The 22,389-nt window shown below is 29.4% G+C and carries 29 protein-coding genes and 1 pseudogene; all 30 read right to left on the bottom strand.

Annotation, left to right across the window (positions count from 1 at the left end; genetic code table 11):
* Positions 1-32 precede the first annotated feature (32 nt).
* The 30 genes and pseudogenes from CIW83_RS07830 to aroQ all read right to left on the bottom strand — a co-directional run bounded on the left by CIW83_RS07830 (position 33) and on the right by aroQ (position 22,384).
* Positions 33-575 carry an NUDIX hydrolase gene (locus CIW83_RS07830; protein ID WP_094900288.1) on the bottom strand — a complete coding sequence of 181 codons (543 nt, stop codon included), beginning with the start codon at positions 573-575 and terminating at the stop codon, positions 33-35.
* Between the two features lie 16 nt (positions 576-591).
* Positions 592-1,662, bottom strand: a complete 1,071-nt coding sequence (locus CIW83_RS07825; RefSeq protein ID WP_094900287.1) for a DUF3866 family protein — start codon at positions 1,660-1,662, stop codon at positions 592-594.
* A 9-nt stretch (positions 1,663-1,671) separates the two neighbouring features.
* A complete protein-coding gene (locus tag CIW83_RS07820) occupies positions 1,672-2,487 on the bottom strand; it encodes a phospho-N-acetylmuramoyl-pentapeptide-transferase (RefSeq protein ID WP_094900286.1) in 816 nt (271 codons plus the stop codon).
* A gap of 4 nt (positions 2,488-2,491) precedes the next feature.
* Positions 2,492-3,184 carry a glycosyltransferase family 2 protein gene (locus CIW83_RS07815; protein WP_094900285.1) on the bottom strand — a complete coding sequence of 231 codons (693 nt, stop codon included), beginning with the start codon at positions 3,182-3,184 and terminating at the stop codon, positions 2,492-2,494.
* Positions 3,185-3,200: 16 nt separating this feature from the next.
* Positions 3,201-4,070, bottom strand: a complete 870-nt coding sequence (locus CIW83_RS07810) for a copper transporter (RefSeq protein WP_094900284.1) — start codon at positions 4,068-4,070, stop codon at positions 3,201-3,203.
* An 11-nt stretch (positions 4,071-4,081) separates the two neighbouring features.
* Positions 4,082-5,203, bottom strand: coding sequence for a putative cytokinetic ring protein SteA (gene steA, locus CIW83_RS07805; RefSeq protein WP_094900283.1), 1,122 nt, complete (start codon positions 5,201-5,203; stop codon positions 4,082-4,084).
* A gap of 118 nt (positions 5,204-5,321) precedes the next feature.
* Entirely contained in the window at positions 5,322-6,131 is an 810-nt protein-coding gene (gene spo0A, locus CIW83_RS07800; RefSeq protein ID WP_094900282.1) for a sporulation transcription factor Spo0A, read from the bottom strand.
* A 108-nt stretch (positions 6,132-6,239) separates the two neighbouring features.
* Positions 6,240-7,520 carry a SpoIVB peptidase gene (gene spoIVB, locus CIW83_RS07795; protein WP_235601257.1) on the bottom strand — a complete coding sequence of 427 codons (1,281 nt, stop codon included), beginning with the start codon at positions 7,518-7,520 and terminating at the stop codon, positions 6,240-6,242.
* 166 nt (positions 7,521-7,686) lie between these two features.
* On the bottom strand, positions 7,687-8,685 hold the full coding sequence (locus CIW83_RS07790) for a DNA repair protein RecN (protein ID WP_094900281.1): 999 nt from the start codon (positions 8,683-8,685) through the stop codon (positions 7,687-7,689).
* 170 nt (positions 8,686-8,855) lie between these two features.
* Entirely contained in the window at positions 8,856-9,386 is a 531-nt protein-coding gene (locus tag CIW83_RS07785) for an AAA family ATPase (RefSeq protein WP_094900280.1), read from the bottom strand.
* A gap of 30 nt (positions 9,387-9,416) precedes the next feature.
* On the bottom strand, positions 9,417-10,214 hold the full coding sequence (locus CIW83_RS07780) for a TlyA family RNA methyltransferase (RefSeq protein WP_094900279.1): 798 nt from the start codon (positions 10,212-10,214) through the stop codon (positions 9,417-9,419).
* A 20-nt stretch (positions 10,215-10,234) separates the two neighbouring features.
* A complete protein-coding gene (locus tag CIW83_RS07775; protein WP_094900278.1) occupies positions 10,235-10,831 on the bottom strand; it encodes a hypothetical protein in 597 nt (198 codons plus the stop codon).
* A gap of 783 nt (positions 10,832-11,614) precedes the next feature.
* Complete coding sequence (locus tag CIW83_RS07770; RefSeq protein WP_094900277.1) at positions 11,615-12,403, bottom strand: polyprenyl synthetase family protein; 789 nt, start codon at positions 12,401-12,403, stop codon at positions 11,615-11,617.
* A gap of 2 nt (positions 12,404-12,405) precedes the next feature.
* Complete coding sequence (gene xseB, locus CIW83_RS07765; RefSeq protein ID WP_094900276.1) at positions 12,406-12,639, bottom strand: exodeoxyribonuclease VII small subunit; 234 nt, start codon at positions 12,637-12,639, stop codon at positions 12,406-12,408.
* Positions 12,629-13,852: an exodeoxyribonuclease VII large subunit gene (gene xseA / locus CIW83_RS07760; protein WP_094900275.1), complete on the bottom strand. Its 1,224-nt coding sequence runs from the start codon at positions 13,850-13,852 to the stop codon at positions 12,629-12,631. Before xseA ends, xseB begins: the two co-directional genes overlap by 11 nt.
* 18 nt (positions 13,853-13,870) lie before the next feature.
* Complete coding sequence (gene nusB, locus CIW83_RS07755) at positions 13,871-14,278, bottom strand: transcription antitermination factor NusB (RefSeq protein ID WP_094900274.1); 408 nt, start codon at positions 14,276-14,278, stop codon at positions 13,871-13,873.
* A 36-nt stretch (positions 14,279-14,314) separates the two neighbouring features.
* Positions 14,315-14,551, bottom strand: coding sequence for a DUF2273 domain-containing protein (locus CIW83_RS07750; protein WP_094900273.1), 237 nt, complete (start codon positions 14,549-14,551; stop codon positions 14,315-14,317).
* Between the two features lie 14 nt (positions 14,552-14,565).
* A complete protein-coding gene (amaP, locus tag CIW83_RS07745; protein ID WP_094900272.1) occupies positions 14,566-15,114 on the bottom strand; it encodes an alkaline shock response membrane anchor protein AmaP in 549 nt (182 codons plus the stop codon).
* Between the two features lie 59 nt (positions 15,115-15,173).
* Positions 15,174-15,569, bottom strand: a complete 396-nt coding sequence (locus tag CIW83_RS07740) for an Asp23/Gls24 family envelope stress response protein (protein ID WP_094900271.1) — start codon at positions 15,567-15,569, stop codon at positions 15,174-15,176.
* A gap of 73 nt (positions 15,570-15,642) precedes the next feature.
* Positions 15,643-16,281, bottom strand: a complete 639-nt coding sequence (locus CIW83_RS07735) for a SpoIIIAH-like family protein (protein WP_094900270.1) — start codon at positions 16,279-16,281, stop codon at positions 15,643-15,645.
* A gap of 14 nt (positions 16,282-16,295) precedes the next feature.
* Complete coding sequence (locus CIW83_RS07730) at positions 16,296-16,880, bottom strand: sporulation stage III protein AG (RefSeq protein ID WP_094900269.1); 585 nt, start codon at positions 16,878-16,880, stop codon at positions 16,296-16,298.
* A 1-nt stretch (position 16,881) separates the two neighbouring features.
* Complete coding sequence (gene spoIIIAF, locus CIW83_RS07725) at positions 16,882-17,508, bottom strand: stage III sporulation protein AF (protein WP_094900268.1); 627 nt, start codon at positions 17,506-17,508, stop codon at positions 16,882-16,884.
* Between the two features lie 8 nt (positions 17,509-17,516).
* On the bottom strand, positions 17,517-18,677 hold the full coding sequence (spoIIIAE, locus tag CIW83_RS07720) for a stage III sporulation protein AE (protein ID WP_094900267.1): 1,161 nt from the start codon (positions 18,675-18,677) through the stop codon (positions 17,517-17,519).
* Between the two features lie 11 nt (positions 18,678-18,688).
* Positions 18,689-19,075 (bottom strand): stage III sporulation protein AD, encoded by a 387-nt coding sequence (gene spoIIIAD, locus CIW83_RS07715; protein ID WP_094900266.1) that lies wholly within the window; start codon positions 19,073-19,075, stop codon positions 18,689-18,691.
* 23 nt (positions 19,076-19,098) lie between these two features.
* Positions 19,099-19,293, bottom strand: coding sequence for a stage III sporulation protein AC (gene spoIIIAC, locus CIW83_RS07710; RefSeq protein ID WP_094900265.1), 195 nt, complete (start codon positions 19,291-19,293; stop codon positions 19,099-19,101).
* Positions 19,294-19,306: 13 nt separating this feature from the next.
* Positions 19,307-19,831, bottom strand: coding sequence for a stage III sporulation protein SpoIIIAB (spoIIIAB, locus tag CIW83_RS07705; RefSeq protein ID WP_094900264.1), 525 nt, complete (start codon positions 19,829-19,831; stop codon positions 19,307-19,309).
* A 1-nt stretch (position 19,832) separates the two neighbouring features.
* Positions 19,833-20,788 (bottom strand): annotated as a pseudogene (gene spoIIIAA / locus CIW83_RS07700) (stage III sporulation protein AA).
* A 211-nt stretch (positions 20,789-20,999) separates the two neighbouring features.
* Complete coding sequence (locus CIW83_RS07695; RefSeq protein ID WP_094900262.1) at positions 21,000-21,329, bottom strand: CD1247 N-terminal domain-containing protein; 330 nt, start codon at positions 21,327-21,329, stop codon at positions 21,000-21,002.
* Positions 21,330-21,372: 43 nt separating this feature from the next.
* On the bottom strand, positions 21,373-21,930 hold the full coding sequence (efp, locus tag CIW83_RS07690; protein ID WP_094900261.1) for an elongation factor P: 558 nt from the start codon (positions 21,928-21,930) through the stop codon (positions 21,373-21,375).
* A 19-nt stretch (positions 21,931-21,949) separates the two neighbouring features.
* Positions 21,950-22,384, bottom strand: coding sequence for a type II 3-dehydroquinate dehydratase (gene aroQ, locus CIW83_RS07685; RefSeq protein WP_201259729.1), 435 nt, complete (start codon positions 22,382-22,384; stop codon positions 21,950-21,952).
* Positions 22,385-22,389 lie beyond the last annotated feature (5 nt).

Raw genomic sequence — 22,389 nt, 5'->3', positions numbered from 1 at the left:
AAATATTATGCTAAAAAGGAGGATATTATCACTTATTGTTTTTTGTCTATATATTTTTTTGCAAAATTTATACCTATAATAGTTTTGCTATCAGTGATTTCGCCTCTTTCAACCATTTTAATGAGGTCTTCAATATTATATTTCACAGTTTCAATAAACTCTCCAACATCGGGAGTAGGTTCTCCCTCCACTAAATCAGTAGCTAAAAATAAATATATTTTTTCATTAGAAAATCCTGGAGAAGTATAGAACTCTAATAAATATTCTAGTTTTTTAGCTTCATATCCTGTTTCTTCTTTTAACTCTCTTACAGCTGTTTCTCTTGGCTCCTCATTTAATTCTAATTTACCTGCTGGAACTTCTAGTAAAAACCTTTCAACAGCTTTTCTATATTGTCTAACTAATATAATTGAATTATCATCAGTCACAGGTATGACTGCTACTCCTCCTGGATGTTCAACTATCTCTCTTTTAGAATACTTTTTATCAGGTATTTCTACTGTATCCACTCTTAAATTAAGTAATTTTCCTTCATATAACTTATCAGATTTCATGGTTTTTTCTTCAAATACCATTTAACATCCTCCTTTCTTAAAATAAGTTTGCTATATATTTTCCTACAGCACCTAAACTAGTAAAATAATCTATATCATCTTCTATGGTTCTACCCATAGAAGTTGTTTTTAAATTGAATTCATTCATTGCCTTAATAATTTGTTCTCCATCCTCAAATATAATATTATGTTTTTTGTTAATTCCTGACTCTTCTATCTGCTTTATAATATAGTTTTTCTTATCCTTTCCTAAATAAGGTAAAATCAAATTAGATTTAGTATTCGTAATTTGAGACAATGTAGTAATTGTATGATGACTTATACCACAATGCCTCTCTCTCTTATCTTTGAAACTAATTCTTGGTACAGAAATTGCTAATCCTCCAAGATTATTTATGGCATCAATTATATATCCTTGCTCCATACCAGTAAAACCATATTTTGTTCCACTGCCTACAATCCCTGGCCCCATAGATATTATAGTAACATCACCTTTAAGTATTTCTTTAGCAGCAATTAATCCTGTATATATATTAATACATTCTAAGTCACCTCCAAATGCATGTCCTACAGTGATAGTATTATCTAAAATTTTTTTATTCTTTAATTCAACCACTGTATTACTAAAATGTAAAGGTAATGCACCTCCATCTGTCATAATATAATTAATTTTTATCTCTTTATTAAGATATTTAATCATAGCCATAATTGGAGCAATCATGCTATGTAAAGTTGCTACAACAAATATATGATTATCTAACGATTTAAATTCATTAAATAAATCATGATAGGGACTGGCCTCTTCTTCTGCAGCCAAGCATTTCATCTGATATGGAGTATATCTCAGTTTCATAATATGTCCAGGTCCCTTAAGATTCATAGATTTATTTCTATAATTATACATAACAAAATGATGCCCACCTGTTCCTAATGATAAATCAACAGCAGTAGTATTTAGTACAACTTCATCTCCTACTTTAACATCACCAGTAAAATCCTTGTAATTTACAGCATTATAAGTATAATCTTCAACATTAACACTAATTATAGCCAAATGTTCATTTTCGCTAATTATGGATATTACAATTCCATTTTTATAACCAATCAAAATATCTCACTACCTTCCAATATTATCTAGAAATCTTAAAAATTTATTATTATCAATTATCTTAGAAAAGGAAACCTTCTCAGCTATAATATGAAAAATTATCAGTAATATTAAAATCGTATATTTAACCATAGGGTTTAAACTTGTTGCAGCATATATACCTAAGGTAAATCCCAAAGTATTAGAACCTACATCTCCCATCATCACTTTAGACTTTAAGTCTAAAATTATATATGGAATAAGTATTCCGAAAAAAGAAAATAAAATATAATTATTATCTTTAGTAAAATTAGTTATTATAAATACTAAAGAAATAGCAACAAACAACTTAGCTGCCCTACCAGGTCTCAGATCAAAAAGATTTACAAAGTTAGTGAATAGACCAATTAATAAGGAATTAATAATAAAATCCTTAAATGAATTAGAAATATATGAACTAACAACTAATGAAATAAAGAAACCTAGAAATGCTTTTATAGCTCCCGTTGTAAGAGTGCCTTTAAAAAAAGCCTTTATATGTCCTCTCAATCCTTTTATTTTCTTTTCTCCAGTTAAATCATCAAATAAACCTAGTAAGCCTATAAAAATAAATCCCACAAGATATACTAAATTAAAATTATTATTAAAGTCAAACAATATTTGTAGAGTACCTAGAGTAATCACTTGAATAAAAACAAATACTATACCCATAGATGTGGGTATTAAATCAGATTTAAAATTTTCGCATACAATATTAGACCTCAATAACATATCCATAACCTTCGGCAATGCAACATAAGTTAAAAGAAAAGATAATATCAAGCTAATTAGATAATAGTAATTCATAAACTCACCTTCTAAAATACATAGTTATAAATGTTTTTAAAATATCTCTAAACTGTTTTCCTCTGTGTATAAATCCTTTTAAATTTCTTTGACTGTATCTATGATTCATAGTAACTGGTACTTCTATTATTGAAAATCCATTATTGATTGTCTGAATAGTCATGGCAACTTCTATACCATATCTATCAGGTATATAGTCTATTTTATCTATAACTTCTTTTTTATATACTCTCTGACCAGATAAAGAGGTATCTATTTCTTTCTTAGTAAAGAAATAGACTCCTTTTTTAGCTAATGCTCTTACTCCCCCAAATCCACCCTTAGTATGAGTCATATCACTTCTTTTAGGAAATTTAGCAATAGATACATCAGCTTCTCCATTAATAACTGGCAATATAAGGCTCTCTACTTGTATACTAGTTTCACCTAAATCACCATCAATAAATGTAATATAATCATATTCTAAAGTATCTATTGCCTTTTTCATTGCATGGCCTTTACCATAATTTTTATCTAGATCAATAATAGATATATTCAATGTTTTAATCACATCTAATGTATTATCCTTTGAACCATCATTTACTACAACAATTTCATCAATCAATTCTACCTTTTTTAGCCCTTCTACAGTATCCACTATTAGATCTGCCTCATTATAAACTGGAACTACACATACAAGTCTTCCACTTTTTTCCATACTATCTCTCCTAAAATCATTCTTTATTGAAGTAAGGAATTACACCGTCTGCAGTATTTTTAATACCATAATGTCCTCCTATACCCTCCATAGCTAATATCATAGCAACCTTGCCTATAGTCATATCAACATTGTCAACAGTAGAAATATCTAAGTCCTTATATCCTGATATATAAGAATAATTAACATTAGACTTCTCCACACCTATTATAGGTATATTATATTTCTTAGCTATTCCAACAATAATCCTATCAACTTGATTAATTCTTTTAGAGTTATCATCATAACTTCCTCCACAAATAATCAAATAGTCAATATCTTCTTCATAATTACCTATAGTTTCAATAAAACCTTCCTTCTCTAAATCCTCAAACATCGGAGATGATACACCAGATATTATAGACTCAGTTATAGTCGTAATGGTAGTTTCTGCAGGATTTTTAGATACGTTTATATTTAATCTTTTATATAAATTACTTAATTTTTCCTTATCTATTATATTATTATTTAAAGTGGTAACGTTTATTACTTTAGCCCCTGACATCTCCAAATCTCTACCTATTCCTGATGTGACATAGTCTTCACTAGTTTCAATTATTCCTACCTTAAGTCCTTCTAATTTTCCTTTTATAATAGATTCATAACTTAGATTTATATATTCATCTTTATATTCATTCTCTGATTCTAATGTATTTACATTAGCTTTAAGTTCCTTATTTTCATTAATTAAAGTTTCAAATTGTGATTCTATTATTTCATTAATAATTTCTTGTTGTTCAATAACAAATTCTTGAGTATCCATGGTAAAGCCAATAAATATTCCTATGCCCAGAGCCACAAAAATAGAAACAATAGAAATTATATAAAATCTCATACTGGGTAACACACTATCACTCCTTAAAGGCCAAATAATAATCTAAGCCTAATTTTTAATAATGTTAAAAATGATTTAGTTATAGGATTAATAAGAATCAAAATAAATATTGGAATAAGAGCAGCTATCAAGATTAACACTAGATATTTAGTTTTAAATGTAGAGCTATAAAGTTTATTTACGCCTCTAGCATCTACTAATTTGCCTCCTACCTTCAATCTTACAAGAAATGTACTGGACATTCCTTTTCTTCCCTTTTCTAGGAAATCAATCATATTTGTATGGGTTCCAACAGCTACAATTAAATCTGCATTATTCTCATAAGCCAACAAAAGAGCAATATCTTCACTAGTACCAGGCGCTATAAATAACTTAGGTTCTATTCCAAGACTTTTAACTCTTTCTAATCCTGGAGCCCTTCCATCAGTATATGCATGTACTATAACATCCTTGGCCATTAATAAGCAATCATCAGATACACTATCCATATCTCCAATTATTATATCTGGTATAAATCCAAACTCCAATAAAGCATCCCCGCCACCATCTACTCCTATTAGTATAGGCTTTACTTCATTGATATATGATTTAATAGTTATTAGATCTCTTTTATAATCTATCCCTCTTACAACAACAAGAGCATGTCTTTCTCCTATATTTGTATTTATCTTCGGAATTTCTATATTTCCAGTAACTAGTCCCTTTTCTCTCTTTGCATATTCCAATGTATTTTCGATAAAAGAATCTAATTCACTTTCAATATTATCATAACCCAATTTTGTCAATTCTTCAATCATACTATGATCAATATAAGTACATTTTCCGATTTTTTTTCCCATGAATACTATATCATTATCATTAATTTCAATTTCATCACCTTCTTTAATTGAATCAAAGATTTCAATATCTTCTACTTCAAAAATAGGTATATTTTTTTCCATTAAAATAGCCGGTCCTCGATTAGGATACTTTCCACTTATTGTTTTTTCTGTATTTATTATACAAGAAACTTTTTTATCTGCTAAAGAATTTGCGGCTATTTCATCTAAATCTCTATGAGAGATAATAGCAATATCTTTGTATTCTAGTCTATTAACTAAATTTTTAGTTTTTCTATCCCTTTTCACAATTCCTTTTATGTACATAATAACCTCCATAAAATATATATAACTATTATTGACAAAATAAAATATATTATATCATAAAAGATTTGTAGCCGATACTCTTAAAAACACCCCCCTAAATAATTAGGAGGATGTTTTATCAAAAACTTGCCATTAATTCATTTTGTTCTAGCCTCAATTTATCAGCAATAAGTGCTATAAATTCACTGTTCGTTGGTTTCCCTTTATTATTACTTATAGTATATCCAAACAATCTATTTATAGTATCTATCTTTCCTCTTGTCCAGGCTACTTCAATTGCATGCCTAATTGCTCTTTCCACTCTAGATGGAGTTGTGTTAAATCTAGCTGCTATGGTGGGATATAACTCTTTAGTTATTGCACCTAAAAAATCCATATCTTCAATAACCATAGCTATAGCCTCTCTTAAATATAAATAACCTTTAATATGAGCTGGAATTCCAATTTCATGAATAATTCTAGTTATTTGAGCTTCTAAATTCTTTTCTGCAAAAACAGGTCTATTTGATGAAAATACTTCTGAGCTCTCTTTAACCCTAATTATACTTTCTTCCATGCCAGCTATTTGTCTTAATCTTTTCATAAAAACTTGGAAATCAAATGGTTTGACAACATAGTAATGAGCTCCAAGTTCAATAGCTCTTTGAGTAATTTTATCTTGCCCAACAGCTGATAGTACTATTACCTTAGGAAAATTACTATCTCCAAAACTATTTAGCCTTTCCAATACCTCTAATCCGTCTAAATGGGGCATAATAATATCTAAAATTAAAACATCTGGTTTCTCTCTATCTATAACCTCTAATGCTTCAATGCCATCTTTAGCCACCCCAACAACTTGAAACTCTTCATAAGATGATATAAATCGAGTTAATATTTCACTAAATTCTCTATTATCATCTGCAATCATAACTTTTGTTTTTTTCATTCTTAATCCCCCTGTTTTTGTATAATTTATTATAATACATATATATTAATTCGACAAATGTATTAAAACTCCTTCTTTTTTTATAAATTTTTTGAAAAAAATAAGCCCCTAGGGCTTATTTATCTGTTCTAACATCCACTCAATATATATACCATAACCTTTAGTAGGATCATTTACAAAAACATGAGTGATAGCGCCAACTAATTTGTCATTTTGAATTATAGGACTACCACTCATCCCCTGTACTATCCCACCAGTTTTTTCTAAAAGTTTTTGATCTGTGATTTTTATTATCATACTTTTTTGATCTGCTTTCAGTTGTGGTTGTACCTTTATTATTTCAATTTCAAACTTTTCTACCTTATTATCTTCAATAGTAGTTAAAATATGCGCTTTTCCTTCTTTTACTTCCTCTTTAAATCCAATTGGTATAGGTTTGTTCTGTATAGGTTTTATATTGTTTTGATTAATAGTTCCATATATACCATATGCACTATTAATACTTATATCTCCAAGTAGATTATTTGTTTCATAGAATACACCTCTGATTTCTCCGGGAGTACCTTTCTTTCCTTGCTCTATCTTTGATATTTTGGCATTCATTATTTTACCTTTTTCTACTGATAGCAGTCCTCCTGTATCCATATCAACAATCCCATGACCTAAAGCGCCAAATTCATTGGTATCTTTATTGTAGTAGGTTAAGGTTCCAATTCCAGAGGTCTTATCTCTTACCCAAATACCAAGCCTATAGCAATTATCTTGTATGCTCTGTATAGGTTTAGCCTCAGTAACAAATTCTACTTTATTTCTTTGTACTACTATTTTCACATTTGAGTCTTTAATATTATTTAAAATACTAACCACATGTTCAGCATCTTGCACTTTTGTACCGTTTATTTCAATAATACTGTCTCCTACTTTTAAACCTGCCTCCTTAGCTGGGCTAGATCTATGTCCCTTAATATCAATAACATCTGTCACAGCTACAACTAAAACACCTTTGGTATTTAATCTAACACCAATAGCATTTCCACCTGGAACCAACTCAGGTCTATTGATGACATTTACATTATAATTTTTAACAGGAATAAATCCTAAGAGTTTTAGCTGTAACTCTGCTTCTCCTGCATCTATTCCATTTAATTGATAAGATTTTTTAAACCTAATACTTTCAGCTTCGCTATAACTGGCCTCTACTACATTCTCTTTTTCTTGGCTAATATCCAAGAAAAAAGGAAATGATATATCTAGATTCTTATTTTCTCCTTTAACAATATTGATACTTGAAGGATAAAATAAAATTTTGTTGGTCTGTATACTTAAACCTAATACAACTAATATTAAAATAGAAACTATAATTTTACGGCTAAATTTTAATTTACCCAAACATTATCACTCTCCTAACTGGCTTTGTCAAACTCACCTCCTATTTTCAATTTCATATATAATTTAGCCTTTTTTTAAATTAATTATTCTCTATTAAAAAATTTTTAAATGACAACTGATTTAAGTTTTACCAATAAAAAAGTGCTTTGACTTCATGTCAAAACACTTACGCTCTTTCTTTAATTTTTTTAGACATATCAATCATTTCCGAAGCATGTCTAAGGGTTGTATCAGTTAAATCAACACCTCCCAATAGTCTTGCCATTTCTTCAATACGATCCTTATCCGACAATTTAGAGATTACAGTATTGGTTTTATCTTCTAATATCACTTTATTTATAACAAAATGACTATCTGCTAAAGCTGCAATCTGGGGTAAATGAGAAATACACAAAACTTGATGATTTCTTGAAATATTATGTATTTTTTCACCCACAATTTGAGCTGTTCTTCCAGAGATTCCTGTATCAATTTCATCAAATATCATAGTAGGTATCTGATCAAAAAATGCTAATATGCTCTTGAATGCTAACATTATTCTTGACATTTCTCCACCAGATACAATCTTAGATAAAGGTTTCAATTCTTCACCTAAGTTTGTCGATATAAGAAATTCTATCTTATCATTACCTTCTGAAGTAAATTGAGATTTTTTTTGGAAATCAACCTTAAAATCAACCTTCGTCATATTTAAGTCAGCTAATTCTCTTTTTATATTTTCTTCTAAAATATTTGAAATCTTCTTTCTTTTAACTGATAGTTTTTCAGAATATATCTCAAGATTCTTTTCTAATTCTAATATCTTTTTATTTGTTTCTTCAAACTCTTTCTCAAAATTAAGCAATTCATCTAATCTTTCTTCCGATTTATTTCTAAAATCTAAAATCTTTTCTATAGTATTCCCATATTTCTTTTTTAATTTATTTACAAGATTAATCCTATCAGTTAAAAAATTTAGCCTTTCTGAATCCACCTCTATATTATCTAAATAATTCCTTAACTCTCTGTATAAATCTTGCAATTCGTAATTAATACCTTCAAACTGCTTATGTAAATTTACAAATTTTTCATCAAATTTTTTTACATTAGCAATAAGCGAAATACTTTTATTCATTAAATCTAATATTCCAGATGATCCGAAACTTTCATTGTTTAAATAAGCCAATGATTCTTCAATAGAACAAGATATTTCATTTATATTAGTTAATCGTCTATATTCATTTTCAATATTTAATTCATCATCATTATTAAGTTTTGCATCATCAATTTCTTGAAGCTGAAATTTTAGTATATCTATCTCTCTATCTCTTTCACTACTATCTATAGATAATTTTTTTATCTTTTTTTCTCATTTATCCATTCGTCATAATACATTTTAATTTTTTCTTTTAATTCTATTAGATCACGATCTCCAAAAGAATCTACTAAAATTTCATGATTAGATGAATCTAACAATGACTGATGCTCATGCTGTCCAAATATATCAACTAATTTTGTTGTTATATTTTTAAGCATACTGGAAGTAATATTTCTTCCATTAATCCTAGATAAACTAGGACTATTTAAGTAAATTTCTCTAGAAATAATTATAAGATTATCATCATCCATATCTATAGAATATTCCTCTAAAATAGGCATTATAATAGATGGGTTCTCTATATAAAAAACCCCTTCTAGTATAGCCTTTTCATGGCCAGATTGTATAAATTCTCTATTACATCTAGATCCTAAAATAATACCAATAGCCTCTATTAATATAGATTTACCAGATCCAGTTTCTCCCGTAATAATATTTAATCCCTTAGTAAAATTTACCTTCAAGTCCTCAATAATTGCAAAATTTTTAATACTTAACTCAACTAGCATGTAAAAACCCCCAAATTAATAAAATTACATTTAACTAAGAGTACTATGAGCTTCTTCAATAACTGCAAAAATTGATTCATCATCTATTATATTATTTATATTGTTTTTTAAGTAAATTAAAAACTCAATATTTCCCGTTGCACCAGTTATAGGTGAGTATGTTAATCCATAAATACCCAAATCAATCTCAAGACAAAATTGCATTACAGATTTTATTACATCAAAGTGTATTTTTTTGTCTCTAATAACACCTTTTTTTCCAACTTTATCTTTTCCAGCTTCGAACTGTGGCTTAATTAGGGCAACTACTCCTCCATTTTCATCTAATAAATTTTTTGCCACAGGTAGAACTAAACGTAAAGAGATAAAAGATACATCAATAGAGATGAAATTTATTTTTTCTCCGATATCTTCATTTGTTACATTTCTTATATTGGTTCTCTCCATAACTACCACTCTAGAATCATTTCGTAGCTTCCAATCCAGCTGACCGTAACCTACATCAACAGCAAAAACCCTTGAGGCTCCATTTTTCAACATACAATCTGTAAAACCTCCCGTAGAAGATCCAATATCCATGGTTACTTTATCTTGTAAGGATAAATCAAAACTATCAATAGCTTTTTCAAGCTTTAAACCACCACGACTCACATATATATTGGGATTCTCTTTAATAATAATTTCCACATCTTCATCTAATTTTTCTCCAGGTTTGTCAATTCTAAGGTTACCAATAAAGACTGAACCTTCCATTATTACTCTCTTTCCCTTCTCTCTAGAATCCACTAGACCTTTTTCATATAAAATTACATCCGCTCTTTTTTTCACTTATCATCTCTCCAAATAAATTACTTTTTATTTTTTTTCTTATTAGGGAATATATCAATCCCAAGCCTTTTCTCTATTAGATTCAATATTTTAGCAATACTATAAATAATTCTTTCATAGTTAAATAGTGCTATTGATTTACCAAAAGCCTTGCCTCCTACTGTAAATGCAGCTATTAAAGAAGTAATTATTATTGTAAGCATCGTGCCATCTACTAAACTATATCTATCCATCAATTTATATATTATTGTAGTACCTGCTGCACCAGATAAGATACCACTAATATCTCCTATAACATCATTACAAAAGTTCGATACCTGCCCTGCATTTCTAACAAGTTTTATTGCAAATTTTGCTTCTTCAACTTTATTAGCTGCCATAGCATGAAAAGGTTTTTCTTCTGCTGTAGTTACAGCTATTCCTATAATATCAAAAATAATTCCTATTAAAATAATAACAATTAAAACGATGAATGCCGCTGCAATATCTAAATTTGTAACTAAATTCTCAGTAATAACCGAAACAATAATAGACATAATAAAAGTCCATATACTTATAAAAAACACCCATTTTAAATTATATCTAGTAAAAATTCCTTCTTCTTCTTTTTTATTCATATATTAGTGTTCCCTCCATGACCCTTTATACGAAAACTAATAATAGTATATACACAAAAAGCTGATAGCTACAAGCTATCAGCTATAAGAGTGGTAGTAAACTGTGTAAATCTTACGGCTTTAGGTCCAGCAGGATTTCCCTAATAAAAACTGTCTGTCGCCATAACAGCGGTTTCCCTTTAATTCTATTATCATCTTGTCGCCAAAGATAAAACTGGATTGCCACTTAGTCCGCACTGTAATCCACAACTTACCTCTTTTAGAACAGTCTAGGAGTTTTCCTCTGCAGCCATTCTATTCCTTAGCCTCTTTTGCAAAATAGGTTTCGATAACAGAACTTAAGATATATCGGGCCCTTTAATATCTCAAGTTGAACTTATCATCCGCCATACTTCACTCAAGGCAGGCTACTCTGCTTCTAGTAATATATACATAGCAGGTTTATCATGATATGTCTTTTAAAATATGGAATATCATGTCTCCACGAGAGTAGGGTCATCGCCTGCATGCCATTGCAGATCGCCCCATCCCTCTTACTCCCTGTAAGGACCCACGACTGGGCGTCGCAAGCCGAAACAAAGAACTTCATCGATATGCCCTTCGACGGATTTTTAGCCCCGCCCTCTAGAATAGTTGTGCTGACTAGAATACTGTACCACTCAAGCTAAAAATATTATAGCATAATTTTTCCTAAAATTCAATTGAGATTATACTAATTATCACGTTTAACCAGTTCTTCTGTTAGAGAAACTAAAAAATTAATATCTCTATTTTTCAATGTCATTAAGGCATCAATAGCCTTGTTGCTATATTCACGAGCGGCAATTCTACCTTATTAATGTCATGAAATGTTAAATATGTTAGTTTTTTTATATCTTTATCCTGATTCATATCTAAAATATCATCTCTAATCTGATAAGCTAATCCAAGATTTAATCCAAATTCTCTTATGGATTCAATTTCCTCTTCTTTAGCTTCTCCAACAATTGCACCTGTAACCAAAGCAGATTGAATTAAAGCGGCAGTTTTTGTTTTATACATAAACATTAGTTTATCTTCTGCCATCGTATCATGATTGGCAAACAAATCAACCACTTGTCCGCCTATCATACCATATACACCTGCATATCTACTAATCTCTTTAAATGCTCTTATATGTTTTTTATAGTTATCTATAGTTTTAAGTTCTTCCATATGATCTGCAATAGTTTCAAAAGCAGAATTCAGCAAGCCATCACCAGAAAGTATTGCCATAGCTTCACCAAATACCTTGTGATTAGTTGGTTTTCCCCTTCTAAAGTCATCATTATCCATAGCTGGAAGATCATCATGGATTAAAGAATATGTATGTATCATCTCAATAGCTACTGCATAGGGTAATACTTCCTCAATATCTTTGCCAAACATCTCATAGGATTTAATAGCCATTATAGGTCTTAGTCTTTTACCTCCTGTAAATAAGCTATAATCCATAGTTTCAAAGATTCTCTTTTGATAACCATTTCTATCTCTAAATCTTTTCTTAAGTTCTTGATCAATAATTGAAATTAAACTTTTTAGTTCATTTTCCACATTTATCCCTCCGTAGGGAATTCAATATCTACCATATTCCCATTATCATCTTTTAATAAAATTTTAATCTCACCTTCTGCCTTAGATAATAACTCATTGCAATAATTATATATGTCCATACCTTTCTTAAATTTATCTAAGGAGTCATTAAGAGTACAATTCTCTTCCTCTAATTCTTTTAGTATAGACTCTAATTTTAAAATAGCTTCCTCATAAGTTAAATCCTTATTTTTCAACTACGAGCTCCCCCTTATCAATACTCTTTATTATGGACCTTATTTTTCCATCTTTCAGTAGTATATTAATTTCTTCATCTATTGTAGTATCATCAATAGATTTAATTATATTCCCTTGGCTATCAATTAAAATACCATAACCTCTATCTAAAGCTAAAAATGGATTTAATAAATCAAGACTATTTTTCAAGTCTAATAGCTCTGATTTTTTACCCATAAGTTTTTTTTCTACTATATAATTTAAATCTCTAAATAAACTATCTATTTCTTGTCTCTTATCTCTTAGCTGATTCATAGGATTATAGAACTTAAGATTTGCATTTAAATGTTTGATCTTTATTCTATAATCTTCTATAAGATTAAGCATTAACTTAGTTAATCTATTGTATTTACTTTCCAATTCACTATTTAAATGGCAAATATCTGGCACCGAAAGTTCTGCCGCTGCTGATGGCGTAGGCGCTCTTAAATCAGCAACAAAATCTGCTATAGTAAAATCTGTTTCATGACCTACAGCAGATATAACAGGAGTTCTTAATCTATAAATTGTTCTAGCAACTTCTTCATCATTAAAAGCGAAAAGCTCTTCTATAGAACCTCCACCTCTACCAGTTATAATAAGATCTATATCTTCTCTACTATCTAGATAATTAAGTCCCTTACAAATTTCCATAGGTGCTTGTGAGCCTTGTACTAAAGATGGATATATGAGTATATTACATGGTGGAAATCTTCTTTTAATTACAGTAATTATATCTCTTATAGCAGCACCAGTAGACGAAGTAACAACTCCTATCTTCTTTGGCATAAATGGAATAGGCTTCTTGTCACATTCTGAAAACATTCCTTCAGATTCTAATTTTTTCTTTAGTTCCTCAAAAGCTTTATATAAATTCCCTAATCCACTTTCCTTAATATGTCTGATATAAAGTTGATAATCTCCTTCTTTTTCATATAAAGAAACATAACCTGTTGCTATAATTTTCATCCCATCTTCAAGATTAAACTTTAAATTCTCATTATCACTTTTAAACATAACAGCTTTGATTTTACCCTTTTCATCTTTAAGATTAAAATACATATGCCCGCTGTAATGATGTTTGAAATTTGATATCTCACCTTCAACACTTAAATTAGATAAAATCATATCTCCTAGAAATACTCTTTTGATATAAGAGTTCACTTCACTTACCTTTAGAGGCCGTATATCCATATCTTATCTCCATAGTATTTATTTTTTATCAATATTTCTAACGAATCCACCCAATACTCCATTGATAAACTTAAAAGATTCCTCTGTGCTATATTTTTTTACAATTTCAATGGCTTCATTAATAGACACTTCTATTGGTATATCTTTTCTATATAGAATTTCATATACAGCTATACGTAAAACTGCTAAATCAATTTTTGCTAGTCTATTTAAATTCCATCCTTCTGAATATAATTCAATATATTTATCAATTGACTCTAAATTTTCTTTTATTTTAGTCATCGCATCTAAAATATATTCCTTTTCCAATTCATCAAAAGGAAAATTATTAAAATATAGTCCTAATGCTTCATCAGAAAAATCCTCATTTATTTCCATTTGATAGAGTATTTTCATTGTTCCTTCTCTTGCTTGCTTTCTTCCCATTTTTCCCTCCTACAAATCTAAAACTATAATAATATATTAACTTCTGCCACCTGGAGGAAGTACTTTTTCCAACAATTCTCTAAAGTTAATATTTTTATAAGATTTGCTTCCTAAAGTATATCCTATACAAGTACATATAAAAATAAACATGGTTTTAAAAAAACCAATAATAAGAATTACAACACCTAATAAGAATCCTAATAAAGCACCAAAAAATTTTCCTTTGTTATTACTAACTAATTCTAAAAGGTCATTTAACATTTGTTTACCCATATACAACACCCCATTTACCTTACAACCCTAGTAGGTGCCGCTACATTGTTTGCTTTTACCTTCACTTCTGCTACCTTTGCTCCAGTTGCATTTTCAATATACTCTTTTACCATAACTTGTAACTCTTTAGTAACCTCTGGAATATTAATCTCTGGTAAAACATCTCCCATAAGCTCAATTTTAATTTGTCCTTCTAAAAGATTTACACTAGTTCTAATATTATTCATCCCTGAAAATTTATCAACTACATTCTGTACTAGTCCAATTATTGTGTTAGCGTAAATAATAATTTCACCATATTCATTTGTTGTAACTAAATATGAACCTTCAGTTTTATTATCTTTTCTAGAAAAACCAGAAAAAATAATTCTTATGCTAGCAATAAGTAAAACTATCCCCGCTAAAGTATAATAATAGTTTCTATTCATATTAGCAACCATATTAATAATACTATTTATAGATAAAGGCCCAGAAATATTAAAAGGAATTACAATAATACAAAAAGACAATACTAATATACATAAAGCAAATAAAGCAATAATTAACCTATCTAAGATCTTCATCAGTATATCCCCTCTCCCAGTATTTAAAATTACCCTCTGGTCTACAGAGGGTAAATATACTATTTTACTCTTGGCTCTACTTCTATTTTTCTTTCCTTTGGAATATTTACACCTTGAATATTTACGTTTACTTCTACAACATTTAGACCTGTCATAGTTTCCACTGTATTTTTAACATTTTCCTGTACATTCTTACCAAGTTCAGAGATTTTTGAACCATATTCCACAATAATATATAAATCTATGACAGCTTCTTTTTCACCAGCTTCTACCTTAACACCTTTAGATAAGTTCTTCATACCTAACATTTCAGTAATTCCGCCAGTAATGCCACCACTCATACCTGCTACACCATCAACTTCAGTAGCAGCAACCCCAGCAATGATTGCAATAACATCATCTGAGATTCTTACTGTACCATGTTCAATATTCTCATCATTATAATTATCAGCCAAAATTAAACACCTCCATACAACTATAAGTTCTTAAGGCTATTATATCAGAGGATAATATCATTTACAAACATTTCTATTGCTTTTTCATTATTTTAATATTATTATTATCATAATCCGTCTCTGATTTTACTATATCCAGGATTTTTATCATATCTTGCTCTGTTAGTTCTGCACTTGATACAACTATTTTTATATCCTTATCCGTTAAAAACACAATTGCATCATCAAAACCTTTACCCTTTATCAGCCCTTCAATTTGAAGTTCTTTTTCTGAGTTGTTTCCAAGTTTCATTATTTCCATTTGAGCCTCTTTTCTTACATCTTCAGATGTGTTTTTATTATTAACGATTATATCTAATCTATCAACTAAAGAAGCCCTCAGCTTATCCCTAGATAGTCTATACTCAACAAAATAATTTTTAATGTTTTTACTAGCTTCTGTATACATTGCTTCAAGTGCATCATTTCCCTCAGTCTTTGTTGAATCTATTATATCTACTTCTTCAGCAGGGTCAATATTTAACTCAGTCATACCTGTTTCTATATCTTCTTGGTATTTTTCATTCTTAGCTAATTCCATTAATTCATGATTTTGATAATCTTTTGAAGATTTACGTTGAGCTTGTTGTGTTAATTGATGATTTAAATATCCTGTAAATACTAACAATACAACTAATAACCCAATAATTGCAGGTCTTTTAATTTTAAACATAATTATTCTCCCCCTTATTTACTTGAATATACTTGAACCTTATTCCCCTTTATTCCTAATACAGTTTTCACAGCATCATAAAGCATTTCTTTTATTTCAGGGTCATTTGCACCCTCTGCAACTACAATAACGCCCTGTACAGTGGGTTTAATTTCTTTAACTACTAACAGTGAACCATCATTCCCCCTAGTTACTACTTGAGTAGTTATATCTTCCCTATGTACCTCCCTAGTCCCTCCCTCTGAATCATTTTCTACAGTATTTTCTGTAGTCTTTGTGGTGTTAGCAGCAGTTATTTTCTCTATGCTATTTTCTAAAGTTACCATGACACTTACTTTCCCTACACCATTTAGCTTGCTAAGAATAGTAACTAATTTTCTTTCTAGATAGCCACTATAATCTGATTCTAAGTTATAATCAGTCTCCTTCAGATATTGATCATTACTGTTATCAATTTCTTCAGTTTTAGATCCTAGAAAAACATTAGCTACAATTAAAAATATGATGGATATAAGCAGTATTATGAATAAATTATTAATAAACTTTTTATTATTCATTTTTTCTAGATATTTTTTTATTTTATCTAATATTTCGTTCATTTTATTCACCTTTCCCCTTTTTATCTATTTCTATATTTATCCTATCCTTATCCACTAAATAGTTGTTAGATATTAAATCTTTCAAGTCTGTTAAATCTTTATAATCTTCATCTAATGATTTTATATCCTTTATATTGTTTTGTATTTCAATCGTTTTTACTTTTCCAACATGAATTTTACTTTTATCTGTAATCTCTTCCTTTTCCCCTACAAGAATATTTAAATAGTCTATTTCCCCATAATTTTCTTCCTTATCTATTATTCCAACTACGATATCTACTACTCTGTAATCAGTTTTTTCTTCAATCAATCCTGTTATCTCCTTTGATATTTTTTCTTTGTATATTTTTTCTATTTGCTTCTCCTGCTGGGTGTAAAGTTCATTGTTTTGCTCATTGTCAAAAATATTTGGCTTAGAGTAGTTAAACACTGATTGTTCAAAGTTAAAATTTAATTTTAAAAGTTTTGCAAATGGACTGATAATTGTAAATATGATTAACAATCCTATTACCATATTAATATATTTTTTCATATTCCCCTTAGGCATTATAAGCTCTGCAATTGAAATAAGTATAAATAAAACTACTATATCCTTTAACCATGTACTTATAAAAGATATTGCATACATATATTCACCTACCTTAACATTAGTAAATTATTTCCTGCCTCAACAATAATAGTTATAGTAATAAAAAACATTGTTCCAGTAGAAATAAGACTAACTAGAATAAGTAGCAAAGATTTTCCAACTTGATTAAAAAATTCAACTAAATTACTAGACCCTACTGGTTGTATAACTACTGTTATTAGTTTATAAGTAAACAGCAATACTAAAATCTTAATAACAGGTAAAATACATATAAATAATAAGATCAGAAGTCCAATAAATCCAAGGCCATTTTTTAATATTGCAGAACAACCTACTACAGCTTCAACAGCATCAGATAAAAAGCCTCCTACAATAGGTATTAGTTTATCTACAGCAAATTTTGCTGTTCTTATAGTCAATCCATCTATTTTTGTTCCTAGACCATAAATAGTAATTATACCTATAAATAAAGTAAGAGCACCAGAGATTATAAAGGTTATTACTTGTCTACCTAATTCAGATAGCTTACTAAACTCTACTCTATTTGATATATTGCTTATAATACTTATAATAAATGAGAAGTAAATCAAAGGTAGAATTATAGTTTTTATTAAAATTCCAATAAGATTTACCGTCATAAGTATCATTGGATGAAACAGCATTTTAGTATTAGGTCCTGATGCTGCAGTGAGTAGAGTAAGTAAAATTGGAAGAATTGCTTGCATAAACCCAACCATTCTGTCTGTTGTCTCCTTTGCAAGTTCCATTACTTGAGTAAAACTACTGATTACCAAGATTGCAATTAAAACATATGAAATGTAATTTGCTAATTCTGCAACAGAAGCATTCTCAAAAGTTGATTGAAGATTAGTCAATATTGAAGAAATTAGTGTAATAATAAGAATTTTAGCTAGTAAAATTAATGATGTTCTCAGTTCCTTAAAAAATAATAACCCAATATTTTTAACGATATCTTTAAAAGTAAATTTCACATCACCTTTTATTAAACCTAGCAAAAAATCTTTGGTATTAAACTTTGGTAAAAGTTCATTTTCTCTCATTGTATCTTCTACAATTTTTTCTAAATCACCGATATTTAAAATATCTATTTGTTCATCCATAATAAATGAACTACCATCATTAGCATAAACTGTACTTCCAAATATTAGTAAATATATAATAAAAATAACAATGTAATTTTTTTTCATATGTTTCACCTTCACGGAAGTATTTTTATAATTAACTCCATAAGAGCTAAAAGGATAGGAATTGCAAGAACCATAATTATAACTTTTCCACCTAGTTCAATTTTCATAGCAATACTATCTTCTCCAGCATCTCGTGATATCTGTGCTCCAAATTCAACTATATAAGCCATTCCAATTATCTTGAGAATTGTAGAAAAATATGCAAATTCTATATTTACTCTTCTAGCTAAAGTATTCAAAGTCTGTATTACATAGGATAATTCTCCTAAAATCATGGTGAAAATAACTACACCAGTTAATATGCTTATATATAAAGCAAATTCTGGTCTTGTACTTTTTAAAATAATGATAAATACTGTAGCCACGATTCCAATACCTACTATTTTAATGATTTCCATCTCATATTCTCCTTATAATAGTATTACAATCTGAATAATACTTTTACATTATCAAAGAGCTTGCTAATTAGATTTATTACAATACCTAAGACAATGACTACCCCCAATAAAGTAGTGAAAAAAGCATATTCTTCCTTTCCTGACTTATCCAATATCATATTTAAGACAGCTATAACTACTCCAAGTCCCGCAATCTTGAAAATTAGATCTATTTCCATACCCTTTTCCTCCCTATATCAGTAAAATTATTATTCCTGCTCCAGTTATGACTCCTAGACTTCTATATAATTTCTCATTCTTATTTCTTTCAATTCTTGCCTCTAAAATTTGAGCAGCTATCTGATTTAAAATCAGTATAAAATTTTTCTGCTGATCAGTTCTATCGGACGTTCCCAAAACTCTACCTAAAGCTAAGAATATTTCTACATCTTCTTTTATTAAATGAAAATCTTCATACAATTTGTCCTCAACTGATAAAAAACTGTAATATACACCCTCCCTCTTATTCAGTAGTAAATCACTTTTTATCTCTTCAAATATATAAGAAACCTTACTTTTTCCTTTTTTAGATACATTGGATAAGGCCTCTGGCAGTGGTGTCGCTCCATATACTATTTCTGTTTCCAACATCTTAATGCACTGCTCAAAATATATTAGATTTTCTAATCTTGATGAAAAAGTCTTTCCATAAAGATATCCTATAGTACTAGAAGTTAGGAAAATCAATAGTGAAGACATTAACTTTAATAAAATCATTTTAATCACTCTTTCCACTGTAAATAGGTTTAAAACTAAAACCATCTATTATTTCCTTTATTGTTCCGACTCCTTTTGATCTGTCAAGTATAAGAAATCTTTCAAATATATTTTCTTCAAATAACTCCTTCATACTAGATTTATTCATTACCTCTTCTAAGCTACTTCCATGAATTGTAGCTATAAACTTTATACCTGCCTCAGTGCTTCATTAATTGCCTCTACATCCCTTTTATTACCTATTTCATCTACAGCTATTATATCTGGTGATAAAGATCTAATCGCCATCATAATACCATCAGACTTTAAGCATCCGTCTAAAATATCTGTCCTGATTCCTATATCATTCTGGGCCATTCCCTTATACATTCCAGCTATTTCTGATCTTTCATCAACTACACTGATCTTAAATCCCTGAGAGTCTAACGCTCCAAATCCATTGCTTAAGTTTCTAACTATATCTCGTAGCAATGTTGTTTTTCCGCATTGAGGCGGCGATATAATTAGGGTATTGTAAAATATTCTGGGTTTTTTAACTAAGTAGGAAATCATATTATCAGAAACCCCCAGAACTTCTCTCCCTATTCTTATATTTAATGAAGAAATATTCTTTATAGTTTCAACTCCATTAGAGCCATATATAACCTTGCCACCGATTCCTACTCTATGACCGCCTTTTATAGTTATATATCCATTCTTAATTTCCTCTTCATAAGCATATACAGAATAATTACTAATTAGCTGAAATGTATTCTTAATATGCTCTTCTCTAATAATTACTGCTCTAGATGGATCACAGCTAATATTGCCATTTGCAGATATGAAATAATCCCTGGCTCCATATGAAATTGTTAATGGCCCCCCATTTCGGAGCCTTATTTCCTCTGCTTTTTCCTTATAATTAGAAGGAATTCGAGTTAATATTGTATTTAATTCCTCACATAGATTTTTAACCACATAGTCATATATCCTAGAATTTTTTAACACAACCTGTCCCTCCCTTATATCAATTCTATGAAATTACAATTTATATATTCCAAAAAAATAAAAGCCAAGGCTTTTATTTTTAAATTATTAACTTACAATTGTACAAGCAGCTTTCTCTATTAATCATTAATTAAAAAAAGTTCTAAGGTTAAATAACCTTAGAACTTTTTTTATTAATTTATTATTCATCTTCCCCATCAAAATGACAACAACAGTCTTCGTCATCACAGTAATCATCAAAATCATCAAAATCAAAGTCTTCATCATAATCATAATCTTCATCATCTGTTCCATAAATTTCATCTTCTACATCTGCTAGATCTTCATCGATGAAGTTTACATATTCCTCTAATTCCTCTTGATTTTCAATAGTTTCATCTAATACATCAGCAAATTCTTCTAGTACATCTACTATTTGAAGTAATAATTTACCCTCTTTTGAGCTCTCATCAACTCCCAAGCCGTCAGCTAATCCTTTTAAATAAGATACTTTTTGCATTAAATATTCCATTCTTATCCCTCCTAATATTTTGTATTCTAAAAAACATTATTACCTAAACTCTGGATAAATACTCACCAGTTCTTGTATCTATCTTTATTTTATCCCCTATATTTACAAATAAAGGAACTGTTATAACAGCACCTGTCTCTACAGTAGCTGGTTTATTAGCACCTGAAGCAGTATCACCCTTTACGCCTGGCTCAGTTTCAGTAACCTCTAATTCAACAAAGTTTGGTGCATTTACTTCAAAAGCCTTACCATGATAAAACCTAATAGTAGCATTATCATTTTCTTTTAAATATACCATAGCTTCTTCCACTGCATCCTTCTCTAAAGGTAACTGCTCATAGGTTTCAGTATCCATGAAATAAAATAATTCACCATCATTATATAAGTACTGCATTTCCTTAGTTTCGATCTGTGCCTTTGGAAATCTTTCTGTTGGGTTAAAAGTAACTTCTTTAGTTCCCCCAGACATTACGGACTTTATTTTTGTTCTAACAAATGCTGCTCCCTTTCCAGGCTTAACATGTTGGAAATCAATTATCTGATATACATCTCCATCCATTTCAAATGTTATGCCTTTTCTAAAATCACTTGCTGATATCATATCTTTACCCTCCTATATTCTACTTATTCAATAATTTTAAGGCATCCATAGCTACTAAATAGCTGATAGATCCTAAACCTGATATTTGTCCTGTACAAACAGGAGCTATAACAGACTCTTTTCTAAAATCTTCTCTTCCATAAATATTAGATAAGTGAACCTCTATTACAGGTATTTCTAGTATTTCTATAGCATCTCTTATAACTATACTATAATGCGTAAATCCTGCAGGATTAATAATTAGCCCCGTATACCCAGATTTCATAATATCCTGAATTTTGTCCACAATCTGACCTTCATGATTAGATTGAAAGATTTCAACTTCCATACCTAACTCTATAGCTTTATTTTCAATAAGTCTATTAATTTGTTCTAGAGACTCTTCACCATAGATAGAACGATCTCTTTTGTCTAAAAGGTTTAGGTTTGGACCATGAATAATAAGTATTCTCATAATCA

The organism is Tissierella sp. P1, from assembly GCF_002266425.1.
GTDB classification, from domain to species: Bacteria; Bacillota; Clostridia; order Tissierellales; family Tissierellaceae; genus Tissierella; species Tissierella carlieri.
This window is presented reverse-complemented; position numbering and strand designations above follow the sequence as displayed.